14 protein-coding genes and 1 pseudogene are annotated in these 13937 nt (G+C 69.2%); 9 read left to right on the top strand and 6 right to left on the bottom strand.

Translation table 11 applies throughout. The annotated features are described in order from the left end of the window. Window positions 1–2 precede the first annotated feature (2 nt). From iolB to rlmN, 3 genes and pseudogenes are all read left to right on the top strand, one after another. A pseudogene (gene iolB / locus K1X59_RS18295) lies at window positions 3–931 on the top strand (5-deoxy-glucuronate isomerase). Beyond that, on the top strand, window positions 931–2841 hold the full coding sequence (gene iolD / locus K1X59_RS18290) for a 3D-(3,5/4)-trihydroxycyclohexane-1,2-dione acylhydrolase (decyclizing) (RefSeq protein ID WP_244632176.1): 1911 nt from the start codon (window positions 931–933) through the stop codon (window positions 2839–2841). Before iolB ends, iolD begins: the two are co-directional and overlap by 1 nt. Before the next feature lie 53 nt (window positions 2842–2894). Beyond that, window positions 2895–4184 carry a 23S rRNA (adenine(2503)-C(2))-methyltransferase RlmN gene (gene rlmN / locus K1X59_RS18285; protein ID WP_220173686.1) on the top strand — a complete coding sequence of 430 codons (1290 nt, stop codon included), beginning with the start codon at window positions 2895–2897 and terminating at the stop codon, window positions 4182–4184. Window positions 4185–4302: 118 nt separating this feature from the next. On the opposite strand, the gene K1X59_RS21990 is transcribed toward rlmN, so the two are convergent. Beyond that, window positions 4303–4662, bottom strand: a complete 360-nt coding sequence (locus K1X59_RS21990) for an NAD(P)H-dependent oxidoreductase (protein WP_258566927.1) — start codon at window positions 4660–4662, stop codon at window positions 4303–4305. Window positions 4663–4821: 159 nt separating this feature from the next. Here K1X59_RS21990 and K1X59_RS18275 point away from each other — a divergent pair, with 159 nt between their 5' ends. Both K1X59_RS18275 and K1X59_RS18270 read left to right on the top strand, forming a co-directional pair. Continuing rightward, window positions 4822–5394 (top strand): TetR/AcrR family transcriptional regulator, encoded by a 573-nt coding sequence (locus K1X59_RS18275; protein WP_183151082.1) that lies wholly within the window; start codon window positions 4822–4824, stop codon window positions 5392–5394. A 70-nt stretch (window positions 5395–5464) separates the two neighbouring features. Then, window positions 5465–6964, top strand: coding sequence for a DUF4407 domain-containing protein (locus tag K1X59_RS18270; protein WP_220173685.1), 1500 nt, complete (start codon window positions 5465–5467; stop codon window positions 6962–6964). A 40-nt stretch (window positions 6965–7004) separates the two neighbouring features. Here the strand turns inward: K1X59_RS18270 and K1X59_RS18265 are convergent, their stop codons facing one another. Further along, window positions 7005–7292 carry a hypothetical protein gene (locus K1X59_RS18265; RefSeq protein ID WP_183151080.1) on the bottom strand — a complete coding sequence of 96 codons (288 nt, stop codon included), beginning with the start codon at window positions 7290–7292 and terminating at the stop codon, window positions 7005–7007. Between the two features lie 19 nt (window positions 7293–7311). Here K1X59_RS18265 and K1X59_RS18260 point away from each other — a divergent pair, with 19 nt between their 5' ends. From K1X59_RS18260 to K1X59_RS18250, 3 genes are read left to right on the top strand one after another with little or no spacing between them, the layout of a single operon-like run. Beyond that, window positions 7312–8817 (top strand): PLP-dependent aminotransferase family protein, encoded by a 1506-nt coding sequence (locus K1X59_RS18260; RefSeq protein WP_244632174.1) that lies wholly within the window; start codon window positions 7312–7314, stop codon window positions 8815–8817. Window positions 8818–8827: 10 nt separating this feature from the next. Beyond that, a complete protein-coding gene (locus K1X59_RS18255; RefSeq protein WP_183151079.1) occupies window positions 8828–9340 on the top strand; it encodes a hypothetical protein in 513 nt (170 codons plus the stop codon). A 9-nt stretch (window positions 9341–9349) separates the two neighbouring features. Further along, the gene (locus K1X59_RS18250) at window positions 9350–10363 is read left to right on the top strand and encodes an aldo/keto reductase family protein (protein ID WP_183151078.1); all 1014 of its coding nucleotides are present in this window, start codon (window positions 9350–9352) and stop codon (window positions 10361–10363) included. Between the two features lie 131 nt (window positions 10364–10494). On the opposite strand, the gene K1X59_RS18245 is transcribed toward K1X59_RS18250, so the two are convergent. Continuing rightward, window positions 10495–11442 carry a hypothetical protein gene (locus K1X59_RS18245; RefSeq protein WP_220173684.1) on the bottom strand — a complete coding sequence of 316 codons (948 nt, stop codon included), beginning with the start codon at window positions 11440–11442 and terminating at the stop codon, window positions 10495–10497. An 88-nt stretch (window positions 11443–11530) separates the two neighbouring features. On the opposite strand from K1X59_RS18245, the gene K1X59_RS18240 reads away from it, so the two are divergent. After that, window positions 11531–11812 carry a hypothetical protein gene (locus K1X59_RS18240; protein ID WP_183151076.1) on the top strand — a complete coding sequence of 94 codons (282 nt, stop codon included), beginning with the start codon at window positions 11531–11533 and terminating at the stop codon, window positions 11810–11812. 112 nt (window positions 11813–11924) lie between these two features. On the opposite strand, the gene K1X59_RS18235 is transcribed toward K1X59_RS18240, so the two are convergent. From K1X59_RS18235 to K1X59_RS18225, 3 genes are read right to left on the bottom strand one after another with little or no spacing between them, the layout of a single operon-like run. Then, window positions 11925–12440 carry a glycine cleavage system protein R gene (locus tag K1X59_RS18235; RefSeq protein WP_183151075.1) on the bottom strand — a complete coding sequence of 172 codons (516 nt, stop codon included), beginning with the start codon at window positions 12438–12440 and terminating at the stop codon, window positions 11925–11927. Window positions 12441–12463: 23 nt separating this feature from the next. Continuing rightward, window positions 12464–13522 (bottom strand): PLP-dependent cysteine synthase family protein, encoded by a 1059-nt coding sequence (locus tag K1X59_RS18230; RefSeq protein WP_183151074.1) that lies wholly within the window; start codon window positions 13520–13522, stop codon window positions 12464–12466. 31 nt (window positions 13523–13553) lie between these two features. After that, entirely contained in the window at window positions 13554–13910 is a 357-nt protein-coding gene (locus K1X59_RS18225; protein ID WP_202045371.1) for a cupin domain-containing protein, read from the bottom strand. Window positions 13911–13937 lie beyond the last annotated feature (27 nt).

Genomic DNA, 13937 nt, shown 5'->3' with positions numbered 1-13937 from the left:
GCATGACCGAGGATCGGGAGTGGTTCCACCGCCGCGGCACGCTCGGCCGTGACGGCTGGGAGAGCGTGGTCGACGAGCGCACACCGGGGTGGCAGCACACCGCCATCCGCATCGGTGTGCTCGCCGAGGGGAGAACCTGGCTCTCGCCGACACCGGCGTGGAGCGGATCATCGTCCCGCTCGCCGGCTCCTTCACGGTGGAGCACACCGAGCGCGGAGCCGTCTCCGAGACCGTCCTGACAGGACGCGCGTCGGCGTTCGAGGGGCCGACCGACGTGCTCTATCTGTCCTGCGCGTCCACCGCCGTCGTCCGCGGCCGGGGGCGGTTCGCCGTCGCCGCCGCGCGCACCGACGTCGTGCATCCGACCCGGTACGTCAGAGCCGAGGAGACTCCCGTGGAGCTGCGCGGCGCCGGCGCATCGAGCCGCCAGGTGCACAACTTCGGCACGCCGGAGGCGCTCGACGCCGAGCGCCTGATCGTGTGCGAGGTCATCACGCCCGCCGAGAACTGGTCGTCGTATCCGCCGCACAAGCACGACGAGCAGCTCCCGGGGCGGGAGTCGCGGCTCGAGGAGATCTACTACTTCGAGGCCGCGCCCACCCGCGCCGAGGGCGAGCCCGCGCGCGCCGATGCGGCGTTCGGGATGTTCGCGACCTACTCCTCGGCCGCCGGCGAGATCGACATCGCCGCGCGCGTCCGCACGGGAGACATCGCGTTGGTGCCCTTCGGCTACCACGGCCCCGCCGTCGCCGCGCCCGGCTACGACCTCTACTACCTCAACGTGATGGCCGGCCCCGACCGCGATCGTGCCTGGCTCATCACAGACGACCCCGCCCACGCCTGGGTGCGGGACAGCTGGAGCGGGCAGGACATCGACCCCCGACTCCCGTATCGCGCACGATCCTCCGGACGCGCAGAAGGAGCGCAGTGATGCCGACGAAGCGGATGACGGTGGGGCAGGCCCTCGTGGAGTTCCTGTCGCACCAGTGGACGGTCGACGGCGACATCCGGGAGCGGACGATCCCCGGGATGTTCGGCATCTTCGGGCACGGCAACGTCGCCGGTCTCGGCCAGGCGCTGCAGGAGTACAACCTCGACCAGCCCGACCTGATGCCGTACCACCAGGCCCGCAACGAGCAGGCGATGGTGCATCAGGCCGTGGGCTTCGCGCGGATGCACCGTCGACGCGCCACCTTCGCCAGCACCGCGTCGGTGGGTCCCGGTGCCACGAACATGCTCACAGGAGCCGCCCTGGCGACGACCAACCGGCTCCCCGCGCTGCTGCTCCCCAGCGACACCTTCGCCACGAGGGTCGCCGACCCCGTGCTGCAGCAGTTGGAGCGGCCGCACGACATCGGGCTGACCGTGAACGACGCGTTCCGTCCGCTCTCGGTGTTCTTCGACCGCGTGCAGCGCCCGGAGCAGCTCTTCTCGATCGCGCTCGCCGCGATGCGTGTGCTGACGGACCCCGCCGAGACGGGCGCCGTGACGATCGCACTCCCGGAGGACGTGCAGGCCGAGGCGCTCGACGTGCCCCTCGAATTCCTGCAGGACCGCGAGTGGCACATCCGTCGCCCGCTGCCCGAGCACGGACCGCTCGCCCGGGCCGTCGCCGCGATCCGGAGTGCCGAACGCCCCCTGGTCGTCGCGGGCGGTGGGGTGATCTACTCGGGCGCCGAGCAGGCGCTGCGGGCGTTTGCGGAGGCCACCGGGATCCCGGTCGGCACGACGCAGGCGGGCGGTGGCGCGCTGCCCTGGGATCATCCTCAGTACGTCGGAGGCATCGGTGCGACGGGGTCGACGGCCGCGAACCGCCTCGCCGCCCGTGCCGATGTCATCATCGGCATCGGTACGCGGTTCAGCGACTTCACGACCGCGTCGCGCACGGCCTTCCAGCACCCCGACGCGGTGTTCGTGAACGTGAACGTCGCGGCGTTCGACGCGTATAAGCACGGCACCTCGCTCCCGCTCGTCGCCGATGCGCGGGAGGCCATCGTGGCATTGACGGCCGGACTCGAAGGCGTGCGGATGAGCGAGGCGCTCGCGGCCGAGGTCGCCGCGCAGAAGCGCGAGTGGGATGGCGTGGTCGATGCGGCCCTCGCCCCGACCGGACGGGCACTGCCGGGCCAGCCCGAGATCATCGGGGCGGTGCGCGCCGAGGTCGCCGACGTCGACGTCGTGGTGCAGGCGGCGGGATCGCTTCCCGGCGACCTCCACAAGCTGTGGCGCGTGAGCGATCCGCTCGGCTATCACGTGGAGTACGCGTTCTCCACGATGGGGTACGAGATCGCGGGCGGCCTCGGGGTCAAGCGGGGACTCCAGGCGGCGGGTGACGAGCGCGACGTGGTGGTCATGGTCGGCGACGGCTCGTACCTCATGCTCAGCTCCGAGCTTGCGACGATCGTCGCCGAGAACCTCAAGGTCATCGTCGTGCTGATCCAGAACCAGGGGTTCGCGTCGATCGGGCACCTGTCCGAGACGGTCGGCTCCGAGCGGTTCGGCACGAAGTACCGCAGCTACGATCCCGAGGCGCGCAGTTTCCAGGACGGCGATCCGCTGCCGGTCGATCTCGCCATGAACGCCCGCAGCTACGGCATCGACGTGATCGAGGTGGCGCCAGGCGCAGCGGCGATCGACGACCTGCGTGCGGCCATGCGCACCGCGAAGGCGTCCGACAGGGCGACGCTCATCCACATCGAGAGCGACCCGCTGGTCTACGGGCCCGACGGGGAGGGCTGGTGGGATGTGCCGGTCGCCGAGGTGGCGGGCACCGCCGCCGCGCAGCGCGCGCGAGCCGAGTACGAGCAGCAGCGCGCGGCGCAGCGACCCCTGCTCGGCTGAGCGGCGCCGTCCGGCCCAGCCGTCTCCCACCCGGGCGCCGGTACCCTGGAGGTATGACCGAGAACCCCCGCACGCGCGAGACGCGGCCACAGGCAGCGCCCGCCTCGTCCCGCTCGGGGGCGATCCGCGAGACCCGTGCGCCCCAGGTGCGCCCTGCGACCGAGGGCTGGACGCAGCAGAAGGATGCCGAGGGGCGTCCGCTCCTGCAGTTCGCGAGCCCCAAGCGCGGCAAGCCGCCCGTGCACCTCGCCGACCTCACTCCGGCCGAGCGTACCGAGAAGGTCAAGGAGCTCGGGCTGCCCGGCTTCCGCGCGAAGCAGCTGTCGACCCACTACTTCCGCCACTACACGTCGGACCCTGCCGAGATGACCGACCTCCCCGCGGGGATCCGCGACGAGCTGGTGGCCGGGCTCCTGCCGCCGCTGCTCACCGAGGTGCGGCGCCTCGAGACCGACCGTGGCGACACGATCAAGTTCCTCTGGCGTCTGCACGACGGGGCCCTGGTCGAGTCGGTGCTCATGCGCTACCTGGGCCGCATCACGCTGTGCGTGTCGAGCCAGGCGGGCTGCGGCATGAACTGCCCGTTCTGCGCGACCGGGCAGGCCGGGCTGACCCGCAACATGTCGACGGCCGAGATCATCGAGCAGATCGTGCGCGCGAACCGCCTGATCGCCGAGGGCGGCCTCGGCGGCAAGAAGGCCGACGACCACAGCATGGAGCGCGTCTCGAACATCGTCTTCATGGGCATGGGCGAGCCGCTGGCCAATTACAAGCGCGTCATGGATGCGGTGCGCTCGATGGTCGCCCCGCAGCCCGACGGCCTCGGCATGAGCGCCCGCGGCATCACCGTGTCAACGGTCGGCCTCGTGCCCGCGATCAAGAAGCTCGCCGACGAGAACATCCCGGTGACCTTCGCGCTGTCGCTGCACGCGCCCGACGACCATCTGCGTGACGAGCTCATCCCGGTGAACTCGCGGTGGAAGGTCGACGAGGCCCTCGACGCCGCCTACGACTACTACGCCAAGACCGGCCGGCGGGTCTCGATCGAGTACGCGCTGATCAAGGACATGAACGACCACGCCTGGCGCGCCGATCTGCTGGCCGAGAAGCTCAACCAGCGCGGTCGCGGCTGGGTGCACGTGAACCCGATCCCGTTGAACCCGACGCCCGGCTCCATCTGGACGTCGTCGGAGATCCCCGTGCAGAACGAGTTCGTGCGCAGGCTCAACGACGCCGGCATCCCGACGACCCTCCGCGACACCCGCGGCAAGGAGATCGACGGCGCCTGCGGTCAGCTGGTCGCGACGACGGAAGACGAGGCGGCGTCGGCCGCGATGGCCTGAGGCGCCCGCGCGCGACTGCCGTCGTTCGCACCGAGTCGCTCGGCCCGGTCGAGCCATCGCGCGATGGTCGCCGTGTCCGCGCCCTTGACCCCGAGCATGCGCGTCGTGCGCACCGAGCTCACACCGCACAGGCGCAGCGTGTTGCGGACCACCTGGGTCTGCGCCGGCAGCCCGGTGAACGGCACCGCGAACCAGGGGTGTCGGCGAGCAGCAGCAGCCGCCCCCGCCGAGCGGGCAGCAGGCCCTCGGGCAGGCCGAGCTTCGAGTAGCGGTACTCCTGCTGCGGCAGCAGGGCGCGGTCGAAGAACCCCTTGAGCAGGGCGGGGACCGAACCCCACCAGAGCGGGGTGGCGACGATGATGCTGTCGGCTTCGTGCAGAGCCTGCTTCGCATCGACGAGGTCGGGTTCGAGCGTCATGCGCTCCCGGTAGCCGAAGCGCAGGTGCGGGTCGAAGTCGAGGTCGCGCAGGGCGAGCACCCGCGCATCGCCGTGGCCCGCGGGAGTACCGCTGCGCGAGCGAGGCGGTCAGGGAGCGGGCGTCGGGGTGGCCGTCGATCACGAGAGCGGTCATGTCGGATTCCTATCTGGACAGTGTCAAGCTGGTGGACACTGTCAAGATAGGAGAGGATGTTGCTCATGTCAAGTTCGAAGGACGGCTACCACCACGGCGATCTCGCCCGTGCGCTCGAGGATGCCGCGATGCAGCTGCTGGAGCGGATGCCGGCCGCGGAGATCAGTCTGCGCGAGGTCGCGCGGGCCGCGAACGTCAGCCACAATGCGCCGTACCATCACTTCTCCGACCGGCTCGGACTGCTCAAGGCACTCGCGGAGCGCAGCATGGCGGACCTCCTCGCGCAGGTCCGTGCGGCCGCCGCGCAGGCATCGACTCCGCGGGCGGCTCTCTCCGACGGCGGGTCGGCGTACATCCGCTTCGCCGTCGAGCATCCGCATGCGTTCGACGCCGTCTACGACCCCACGGTCTGCATCCCCGGGTTTCCGACCGCCACGATGGCGCCGCTGATCGACGGGCTCGAGGCCGTGCTCGCCGAGGCCGCCGCCGCGGCCGGACTCGACCGCCCCACCGACGTCGTCGCCGTGTGGGGCCAGATCCACGGCCTGGGCACGCTCGCCGCAGCAGGGCACTTCACGCTCGACGACGCCCTCACCGCCTACGCCGCGGCCCTGGATCGGCAGCTCCCGGCAGCCTGACCAGCATCCTGTGAGGCGCTCCAAGGACTTTTCCACGGTATCCACAGGCGATATTTCGTAGATTGTTCGGATGCCCTATTCCGCCCATCGACCGGGTCGCTACGACTCGCAGGGTCGGATCATCCTCGACAGCGAGCCCGAAGCCGCCACGGATGACCTCGACTTCCTGCGCGAGTTCGAGCCCACCGGCACCGACGACGCCACCCGCGAGGTCCCCGTCGCAGATCCTGCCGAGGCGACCCCGATCGCCGATGCGGTCGCGGCCGACGAGCCCGCACCGGTGAAGCCCGCGCGCGAACCGCGTGTCCGCACGCCCCGCCGCACGCGTGCCGCGCGTACCCCGGGCTCGCGCGCCCGCACGCTGGCGATCCTCGGAGGGGCGGAGGGCGAGATCCTCGACCGCGTCCCCGGCGAGACTCCCCGCTTCGTGCAGATGTTCTTCGTCCTCGCCGGCACCGCCCTCGTCTCGGCGATCTCGATGCTGTTCGCCCTCACCACCGGTGTGCAGGCGGCGATCTGGCTGGCCGTCCCGCTGGCGATCGTGTGGGCGCTCATCATCTTCAACCTCGACCGCTTCCTCACCTCGACCATGAGTTCGACGCGCAACGTCTGGCGGCTCATCGGTCTCGCGATCCCGCGGGTGATCATGGCTGCGATCATCGGCTTCGTCGTGGCCGAGCCGCTCGTGCTCCAGATCTTCCACAACGACATTGCCCGCGAGGTCGCGTCGACCAACATCACGCAGTCGCAGTCCGACCAGGAGGCTCTGGAGTCGGGCCCGGAGAAGATCGCGCTCGATGCGGCATCCGCCAAGGTCGCCGAGCTCGAGAACCAGGCCGCGACCGGCATCGTCGCGGGGACGGAGTCCTCATCGGCGACGGAATCGGCAGCGCAGGCCACGGTCGACGATGTGACCGCGAAGATGACGGCGCAGCAGGCCGTGATCGATCAGGCACGGGTGCTGTACCAGTGCGAGCTGACGGGTGAAGGCGCCGGCACCGTTCCGGGCTGCACCGGAGTCAACGGCGAGGGTGCGAGCTCGGATGCCGCCAAGGCCCAGCTCGCCGAGGCCCAGCAGACCTACGACGCGCTCGCCGCGCAGCTGCGCACGGCCAACGAGGAGCTCGCCGCCGCCGGGACCGCCGCCAAGGAGAACACCTCGTCGTCCGAGGCGCAGAACCGCGAGCAGGCGAAGTCGCAGCTCCCGACCGCGCGCGACACCTACGATCAGGCGCTCGCGGCGTACAACGCCCGAGCGGATGCCGTCGCGCAGGGCAACGCGGGTGCTGTCGGCCTGCTCAGCCAGATCAGCGGCCTGAACCGGTTGAGCGAGAAGGAGCCGGCGATCCTGTGGGCGCACATCCTCATCGCGGCGCTGTTCTTCATGATCGAGCTGCTGCCGGTGCTGGTGAAGGTCCTCACGAGCTATGGCGACCCGAGCCTGTACGAGAAGGCGGCCGCGATCCGCAGGCAGGTCGCGCTCGACAAGGTGACGGCCGAAGGGTTCCGTGACCGCGCAGAGATCGTGACGACGCCCCCTTCCACGCCACCCTCCGCGCAGGCCACCTGACGTCGCCGTCCTGCCCTCGCGTCGCAGTGTCTGATCTCATCTATGCGACCCTCGGCAGGATCTGCGATGCGAAGAGGATGTCCGCGATCACGGTCGACCCGTGAGCGGGTGCGAGGAGCGTCAGGGCGCGGATCAGGGCGACCGTCGACGGCGTCCGGGACCAGTTCTCCCCGGTCAGGGCGGCCTCGATGCGGGCGAGCGGATGCTGAAGGCTCACGTCGTGCTGGCGTGCGTCATCTCTGCTGAGCCATTCGAGCAGTTCGATGATGGTCCAATCGAGGTCGATTGGACCGAGTTCGACGTCGTGGGTGGTCAATGGCCTGTTCATTGGTCCAGAATCGGATGTCATGCGCAGCGATGACAGGGCCAATGTCCGGCCAGTGGTCCACGATTCGGCCACGGTTCCGGCGCGGGTGCCCGCGCTCGTGCACGCGGGCGAGGTCTCGTCCGAGGCCCTGTCGGCACGACTCGGTCGCTGGACCCAGGGCGACGGCACCCTGGCCGCCCGCCTCGCCCGGGGCATCGAGGGCCTCATCGCGAGCGGAGAACTGCGACCGGGAGATCGGCTGCCGGCGGAGCGTGCACTCGCGGCGATGAGCTCGGTGTCGCGCGGGACCGTGGTCGCCGCCTACGCCGCGCTCGCCGAGAGCGGGCTCGTGGAGCGGCGTCAGGGCAGCGGTACCCGTATCGCCGGAGCAGCGGTAGCAGTCACCCCGGTGCAGCGTCCCGGCAGGGGAGAGGCGCTGTTCTCCGCACTGCCCAATGCGATCGACCTGCTGCGCACCGTGCCGCAGATCTCCGACCTCGGGGTGCAGCTCATCCGCGAGCACACACCGCGCCTCGACCTCGCGCTGCTGCCGGAGACCGACCCCGCGGGCCTCCCTGCGCTGCGGACCCTGATCGCCGACATGTACGGCGCGGAGGGCACGCCGACCACGCCGGAGCAGATCCTCGTCACGCACGGCGCGCAGCAGGCCATCAGCCTCGTCGTCAACGCGCTCGTCGGTCCTGGCGACATCGTTCTCGCGGAAGAGATCACCTGGCCGGGTGTCACCGACTCGGTGGGTCTGCGTGGGGGCACGGTGCACGGTGTCCCGATGGGTGACGACGGGCTCGACGTCGATGCTCTGGAGCAGGCCATCGCACGGCTGCGGCCCGTGCTCATCGCCCTCAACCCGCACCACCAGAACCCCACGGGAACGCGGCTGCCCGCGGCCGCCCGGCATCGCGTCGCGGAGCTCGCAGCCCGGTACGGGGTTCCCGTGATCGAAGACCGAGTGCTGGCGGGCATCTCGTTCGACGGCGTCGTGCCTCCCTCCCTCGCCGCCGAACGCGCCGATGCGCCGATCATCGTCGTCGAGTCGGTCTCGAAGTGGGTGTGGGCAGGGTTGCGGATCGGGTGGCTGCGCGCCGACCCCGTGCTGGTGCGTCGGCTCCGCGGCGCTCGGCAGCTCGCCGATCAGTCCACGAGTGTGCCCGGTCAGCTGCTCGCACTCGACCTGATCGCCCGTGCCGACGACCTCCGTCGGGCGAACAGCCGCATCCACCAGGAGCGGCTGCGTCTGCTGGAGGCGTTGATGGCGGAGCACCTGCCCGACTGGAACGTCGAGCCTCCCCGCGGTGGACTCTCGCTCTGGGTCCGGCCGCCGGCGGGGTCGGCGGCGTCCCTCGTCAGGGTCGCCGCCACGCATGGGGTCTCGATCGCCGGAAGCGCCGCCTTCGCGGTGTCGGCCTCTCCCGACGATCACATCCGCATCCCCTTCACCGCCCCCGACGACGTGCTCGCGGAAGGCATCCGCCGGCTCGGAGCAGCCTGGCGAGAATATCGGGAGACTCTCGGGATGGCTTCCTAGGATGACCCGCATGACAGTGACGTTGCGCACGACCTTGTGGATATCGATCGTCGGCGTACTCGCCGTCGTCGCCTACGCGACACTCGCCGCGGTGCAGATCCTGGTGCTCAATCCGCTCGCCGCCGCCCCTGGTCTCACGCTCGCGCAGATCCGATTCGAGATGTCGGAAGCGGGGGAGAGCCTGATGCCGATGCCGGCGTTCGCGATCCTCGGCATCGGGGTGGCTCTGGCCGTCGGCCTCGCACTCTTCGCCGTCCTCACGCGGGCGCATCCGCTGGTCGTCGCGACGGGGTTCCTCGTGCTCCTGATGCTCGGTGCGATCGGGTACTTCGTCGCATCGTTCGGTGCGGGCATGGCGCTCGCCGACACGTTCGGCATCGGCGGCGCGGACTATTCGCCGTGGGCGCGGCCGCTGTATGTCGTGAGCGCCCTCGCCGCGATCGCCCTCTTCGTGGGAGCGATCGTGACGGCCGCGCGTCGGCGACCGGCCGAGCCCGGCCCTGCCGTCGCAGGCAGCCAGTAGCGTTGATCCATGGTCAACTATCGCTATCTCGGCAACAGCGGTCTCAAGGTCTCGGAGATCACGTACGGCAATTGGGTCACCCATGCCTCTCAGGTCGAAGACGACGCCGCGGTCAAGACCGTGCACGCCGCCCTGGACGCGGGAATCACCACCTTCGACACGGCGGACACGTACGCGAACACCGCGGCGGAGGTCGTGCTGGGCAAGGCCCTCGAAGGGCAGCGCCGCGAAGGTCTGGAGATCTTCACGAAGGTGTACTTCCCGACCGGACCGAAGGGCCCGAACGACACCGGTCTGAGCCGCAAGCACATCTTCGAGTCGATCAACGGCTCGCTGCAGCGCCTCGGCACCGACTACGTCGACCTGTACCAGGCGCACCGCTTCGACTACGAGACCCCGCTGGAGGAGACGTTCCAGGCTTTCGCCGACGTCGTCCGTCAGGGCAAGGCGCTCTACATCGGCGTCTCGGAGTGGACGGCCGAACAGCTGCGCGAAGGGCACGCTCTCGCCACGCAGCTCGGCATCCAGCTCATCTCGAACCAGCCGCAGTACTCGATGCTGTGGCGTGTGATCGAGGGCAAGGTCGTGCCCGCGTCCGAAGAGCTCGGCATCTCGCAGATCGTGTGGTCGCCGATGGCGCAGGGCGTGCTCAGCGGCAAGTACCTCCCCGGTCAGCCGGTGCCCGACGGCTCGCGCGCGACCGACCCGCACAGCGGCGCCGACTTCATCAAGAGCTTCCTCAGAGACGACATCCTCACGGCGGTCCAGCGCCTCAAGCCGATCGCCGAGCAGGCGGGGCTGTCGATGCCGCAGCTCGCCATCGCATGGGTGCTGCAGAACCCGAACGTGGCGGCTGCCCTGGTCGGCGCCTCCCGTCCGGAGCAGCTCGCCGAGACGGTCAAGGCCTCGGGTGTGAAGCTCGACGCCGACACCCTCGCCGCGATCGACACCGCCCTCGGTGACACCGTGAACCGCGACGCCGAGAGCACGTATTCGGTGTCTCCGAAGTCACGGCTGGTCTGAACGTCGGCCTCGCACCGACCCGGCCCCTGATGCACGATCCGGCCCCCTGCGGATGTTCGCAGGGGGCCGGTTCGTGCGGCGAGGGGCGGGTCGGCGCTACGCGTAACCAGTGCCGACCCGGAGGTATCCGGCTAGCCGAGTCCCGGGACGTCGTAGGTCTCGCCGGAGGCTCCGCGAACCGTCACGCTATCTGCGTGGCCGCGAAGGACGACGAGTTCCCCCGACACTTCGGCCGCAATGGCTGACCCTCGGCTGGTGACATCGGTCGAACTGTCGTTCACGACAGCGCTCGAGACGGATTCGGGGAACAGATACGCATCGGCGACCGGGGTGTCGGAGTCAGAGGAGCCAAGCGCGAGGCCGACGCCGTGCGAAGCGAAGTCAGTATCGCTCGCGCATGCTGCTCCGAATAGGCCACCCTCGTCGACCGCTTGAATCATGCAGGTGTTTCCGGCTTCGTCCGTTGCCGACCAGTAGGCCACTCCGTTCTCGGCCTGAAGAAGGGTCGGGTCGGCGTATGTCTGGGTGAACTCATCGCTCACGTATTGGGGGAAGGGGGAATGCTCCGCCCGAAGTTGAAGCTGTTCATCCTGCAACTGGGGGATGGGCGACGCCGGGTGAGAGTCTGCGCGGGCGATCTGTCCTTGAGGGGTTCCCAAGTACGAGCAACTAAGCGGGACTGACCCCGTGACTGCGTCACGTGTCTTCCATAGGCAGCTGGACCGCGCCGTGTTCGGGCCGAGCTGTGCGAAACCGTAGTTGACGACACCCCACCCAGGTGCCTCCCCCCAGTTGTACAAGTAGGAAGCAGTCGCGGATACCGTCTGGATCCGGAAGGTGACATCCCATCCGCCGCCACCGCTGGCGTGCCCCTTCACCCCAGCAATGTACAGAGCGACGTCGCTTTGAATGACCACGTTCTTTGGTTTCGATGCCGTGGTCGCATACGGCCACCAGTAGTCGGTCGCTTGCGCAGGCATTGCCCCGGCTGCCACGGATACGAGCACCAAGCTCGCTACGAGCAGCTTCTTCGTGTGGCGAAGTCGCCTCATGGATCCATCTCCTTCGATCTCCTTCAACACGAAAAATGTAACGTTATACCATCTATGATTCAATAGGTGTTCCCCACGGAGTGGGTCTGGGTAGCGACAGTAAGCGAGGGGCGACGTGGTGTTCAAAGAGCGCGCTGAACGGATCAGCGGTGTTCTCGGTGTCGTCTTGACGCTGGGGGCGGGTGTGGGTCTCGTTGCGGATCGAGTTCGATGGGCGGGCATTCCGTCGATGGCGTTCGCCGATCCCATCCAGACGACCTACGCGATCACCAACCTCTCTGTGGCATCCGTGATCGTCGGTGGCGTGGGCATGCTGCTGGTTGGTTTCTGGGCAGGCTCTCGGCTAAGCCGTCTGGCCGGCGAGGGGGCGAAGGCTGATCCTTCGCGCCCGGTCTGAATGTCGGCCTCGCACCGACCCGGCCCCTGATGCACGATCCGGCCCCTGCCGACGCCGGCAAGGCGGAGTCGCGGCGCGAAAGCGGGGACTAGGTGAGAGGGGAGGGACGGCCTCAGCCGAGGGTGATGTCGACCTGGATCTCGGTCGCGAGGCGTTCGAGGTCGCTGCGCAGAGCATCCAGATCGACGGAGGCCGGCACCTTGGCCACGACCGACGCCTCGAAGAGTCGGCCACCCGCCATCGCGGCATCCCGTGTCTCGGTCGCGAGCTCCTCGATGCTCAGCGCGTGCGCGTTCAGCACGCCGGACACCTCTCGAACGATGCCCGGCCGGTCGTTGCCGAGCACCTGGATCTCGAGCACCTGATCGTCGTCGGCCCCTCGCTCGGGTGCCCCCGTGAGCACGGCGACCGTGAGGAGTCCCTGGCCTTGGAGCCCACGCAGCGCCGAGGCCAACTCGTCGGACCTGTCGTCGGCGACCGACACCTCGATCACTCCCGCGAACGTGCCGGCCAGTTCCGCCAGCGAGCTGTTCTCCCAGTTGCCCCCGTGGGAATCGACCACATCGGCGACGGCGGCCACGAGGCCAGGACGGTCTGCACCCGCGACGGTGAGGATCAGAGTTGTCATGCGGCCAGCGTAGCCCGCAGTGCTCACTCGACCCAGAGGCCGTCCGTGAGGAAGCGTTCCATCCGCGCACGGTGCGGGTCGAGGTCCCAGCCCTGCGCGGCCACCCACTCGTCGGAGTAGTAGGTGTTCGCATAACGGACGCCGCTGTCGCAGATGAGTGTCACGACGCTGCCGGTCTCGCCCGCGGCACGCATGCGCGCGATGAGCTGGAACGCGCCGTACAGGTTGGTGCCGGTCGAGCCTCCTGCCCAGTGCAGGGTGTGTTCGCGCAGCAGCCGGATCGCAGCGATCGAGCCCGCATCGGGGACGCGGATCATCTCGTCGATCACGGTCGGCACGAACGAGGCCTCGACGCGGGGGCGGCCGATGCCCTCGATGCGGCTGGGGCGTCCGACCGGGGGATCCACGGTGCCGGCCCACCCGTCGTAGAAGGCCGAGCCCTCAGGGTCGACCACGGCGATCCGTGTCTCATGCCTCCGGTACTTCACGTAGCGTCCGAAGGTCGCGCTGGTGCCGCCCGTGCCCGCGCCGGTCACGATCCACCGGGGGATCGGGTGCCGCTCCTGTGCGAGTTGGCTGAACACGCTCTCGGCGATGTTGTTGTTGCCGCGCCAGTCGGTCGCGCGTTCCGCGAACGTGAACTGGTCGAGGTAGTGGCCCGTGCAGTCCGAGGCGAGCCGTTGCGCCTCGGAGGACATGTCTTCGGCGCGGTCGACGAAGTGGCAGGTGCCGCCGTAGAACTCGATGAGGTCGATCTTCTCCTGCACGGTCGACCGGGGGACGACCGTGATGAACGGCAGGCCCAGCATCCGTGCGAAGTACGCCTCGGAGACGGCGGTCGACCCGCTCGACGACTCCACGAGCGTCGAGTTCTCCCTGATGCGTCCGTTGACCAGGCCGTAGAGGAGGAGCGAGCGCGCGAGGCGGTGCTTGAGCGACCCGGTCGGATGCACGGACTCGTCCTTGAGGTACAGGTCGATGCCCCATTCCGGCGGCAGGGGGAACAGGTGCAGGTGCGTGTCGGCGCTGCGGTTCGCATCGGCTTCCAGCAGGGCGATGGCGGTGCTGGTCCAGGAGGTCACCGATCGAGCGTATCCTCTCCGCTCGTGCGGTTCACGACTGCGCTGGCCGATCGGGTCCCAGGTAGGCGGAGGTGGGATCGCCGGCCGCGTCACCCTTGAGCTCGACGAGGATGGTGTGCGTCGGCGTCGTCCCGGTGTTCTCACCCGAGTGACGCTGTGCGGGAATCCACACGGCCTGTCCGGTGGGCAGCGCGGTGTCGAATGTCCGCTCTCCCGCGCTGAGACGTCGCGAGAAATCGCTGAGGGTGATCATGACGCTGTTCGGATGGTCGTGCGGCGTCGTCTTGTCGCCGGGCACGTCGGTGTATTCGAGCACGCGGACGTGTTCGTTCTCCCAGAGCGTGCGGTAATGGTCGGGGTTGGTGAGGGTGGGATCGTCGGTGATCATGCGGCGACCGTACACCCGGGGCGACGC

It is taken from the genome of Microbacterium sp. Se5.02b (assembly GCF_019464375.1).
Taxonomy (GTDB): Bacteria; Actinomycetota; Actinomycetes; order Actinomycetales; family Microbacteriaceae; genus Microbacterium.
This window is presented reverse-complemented; position numbering and strand designations above follow the sequence as displayed.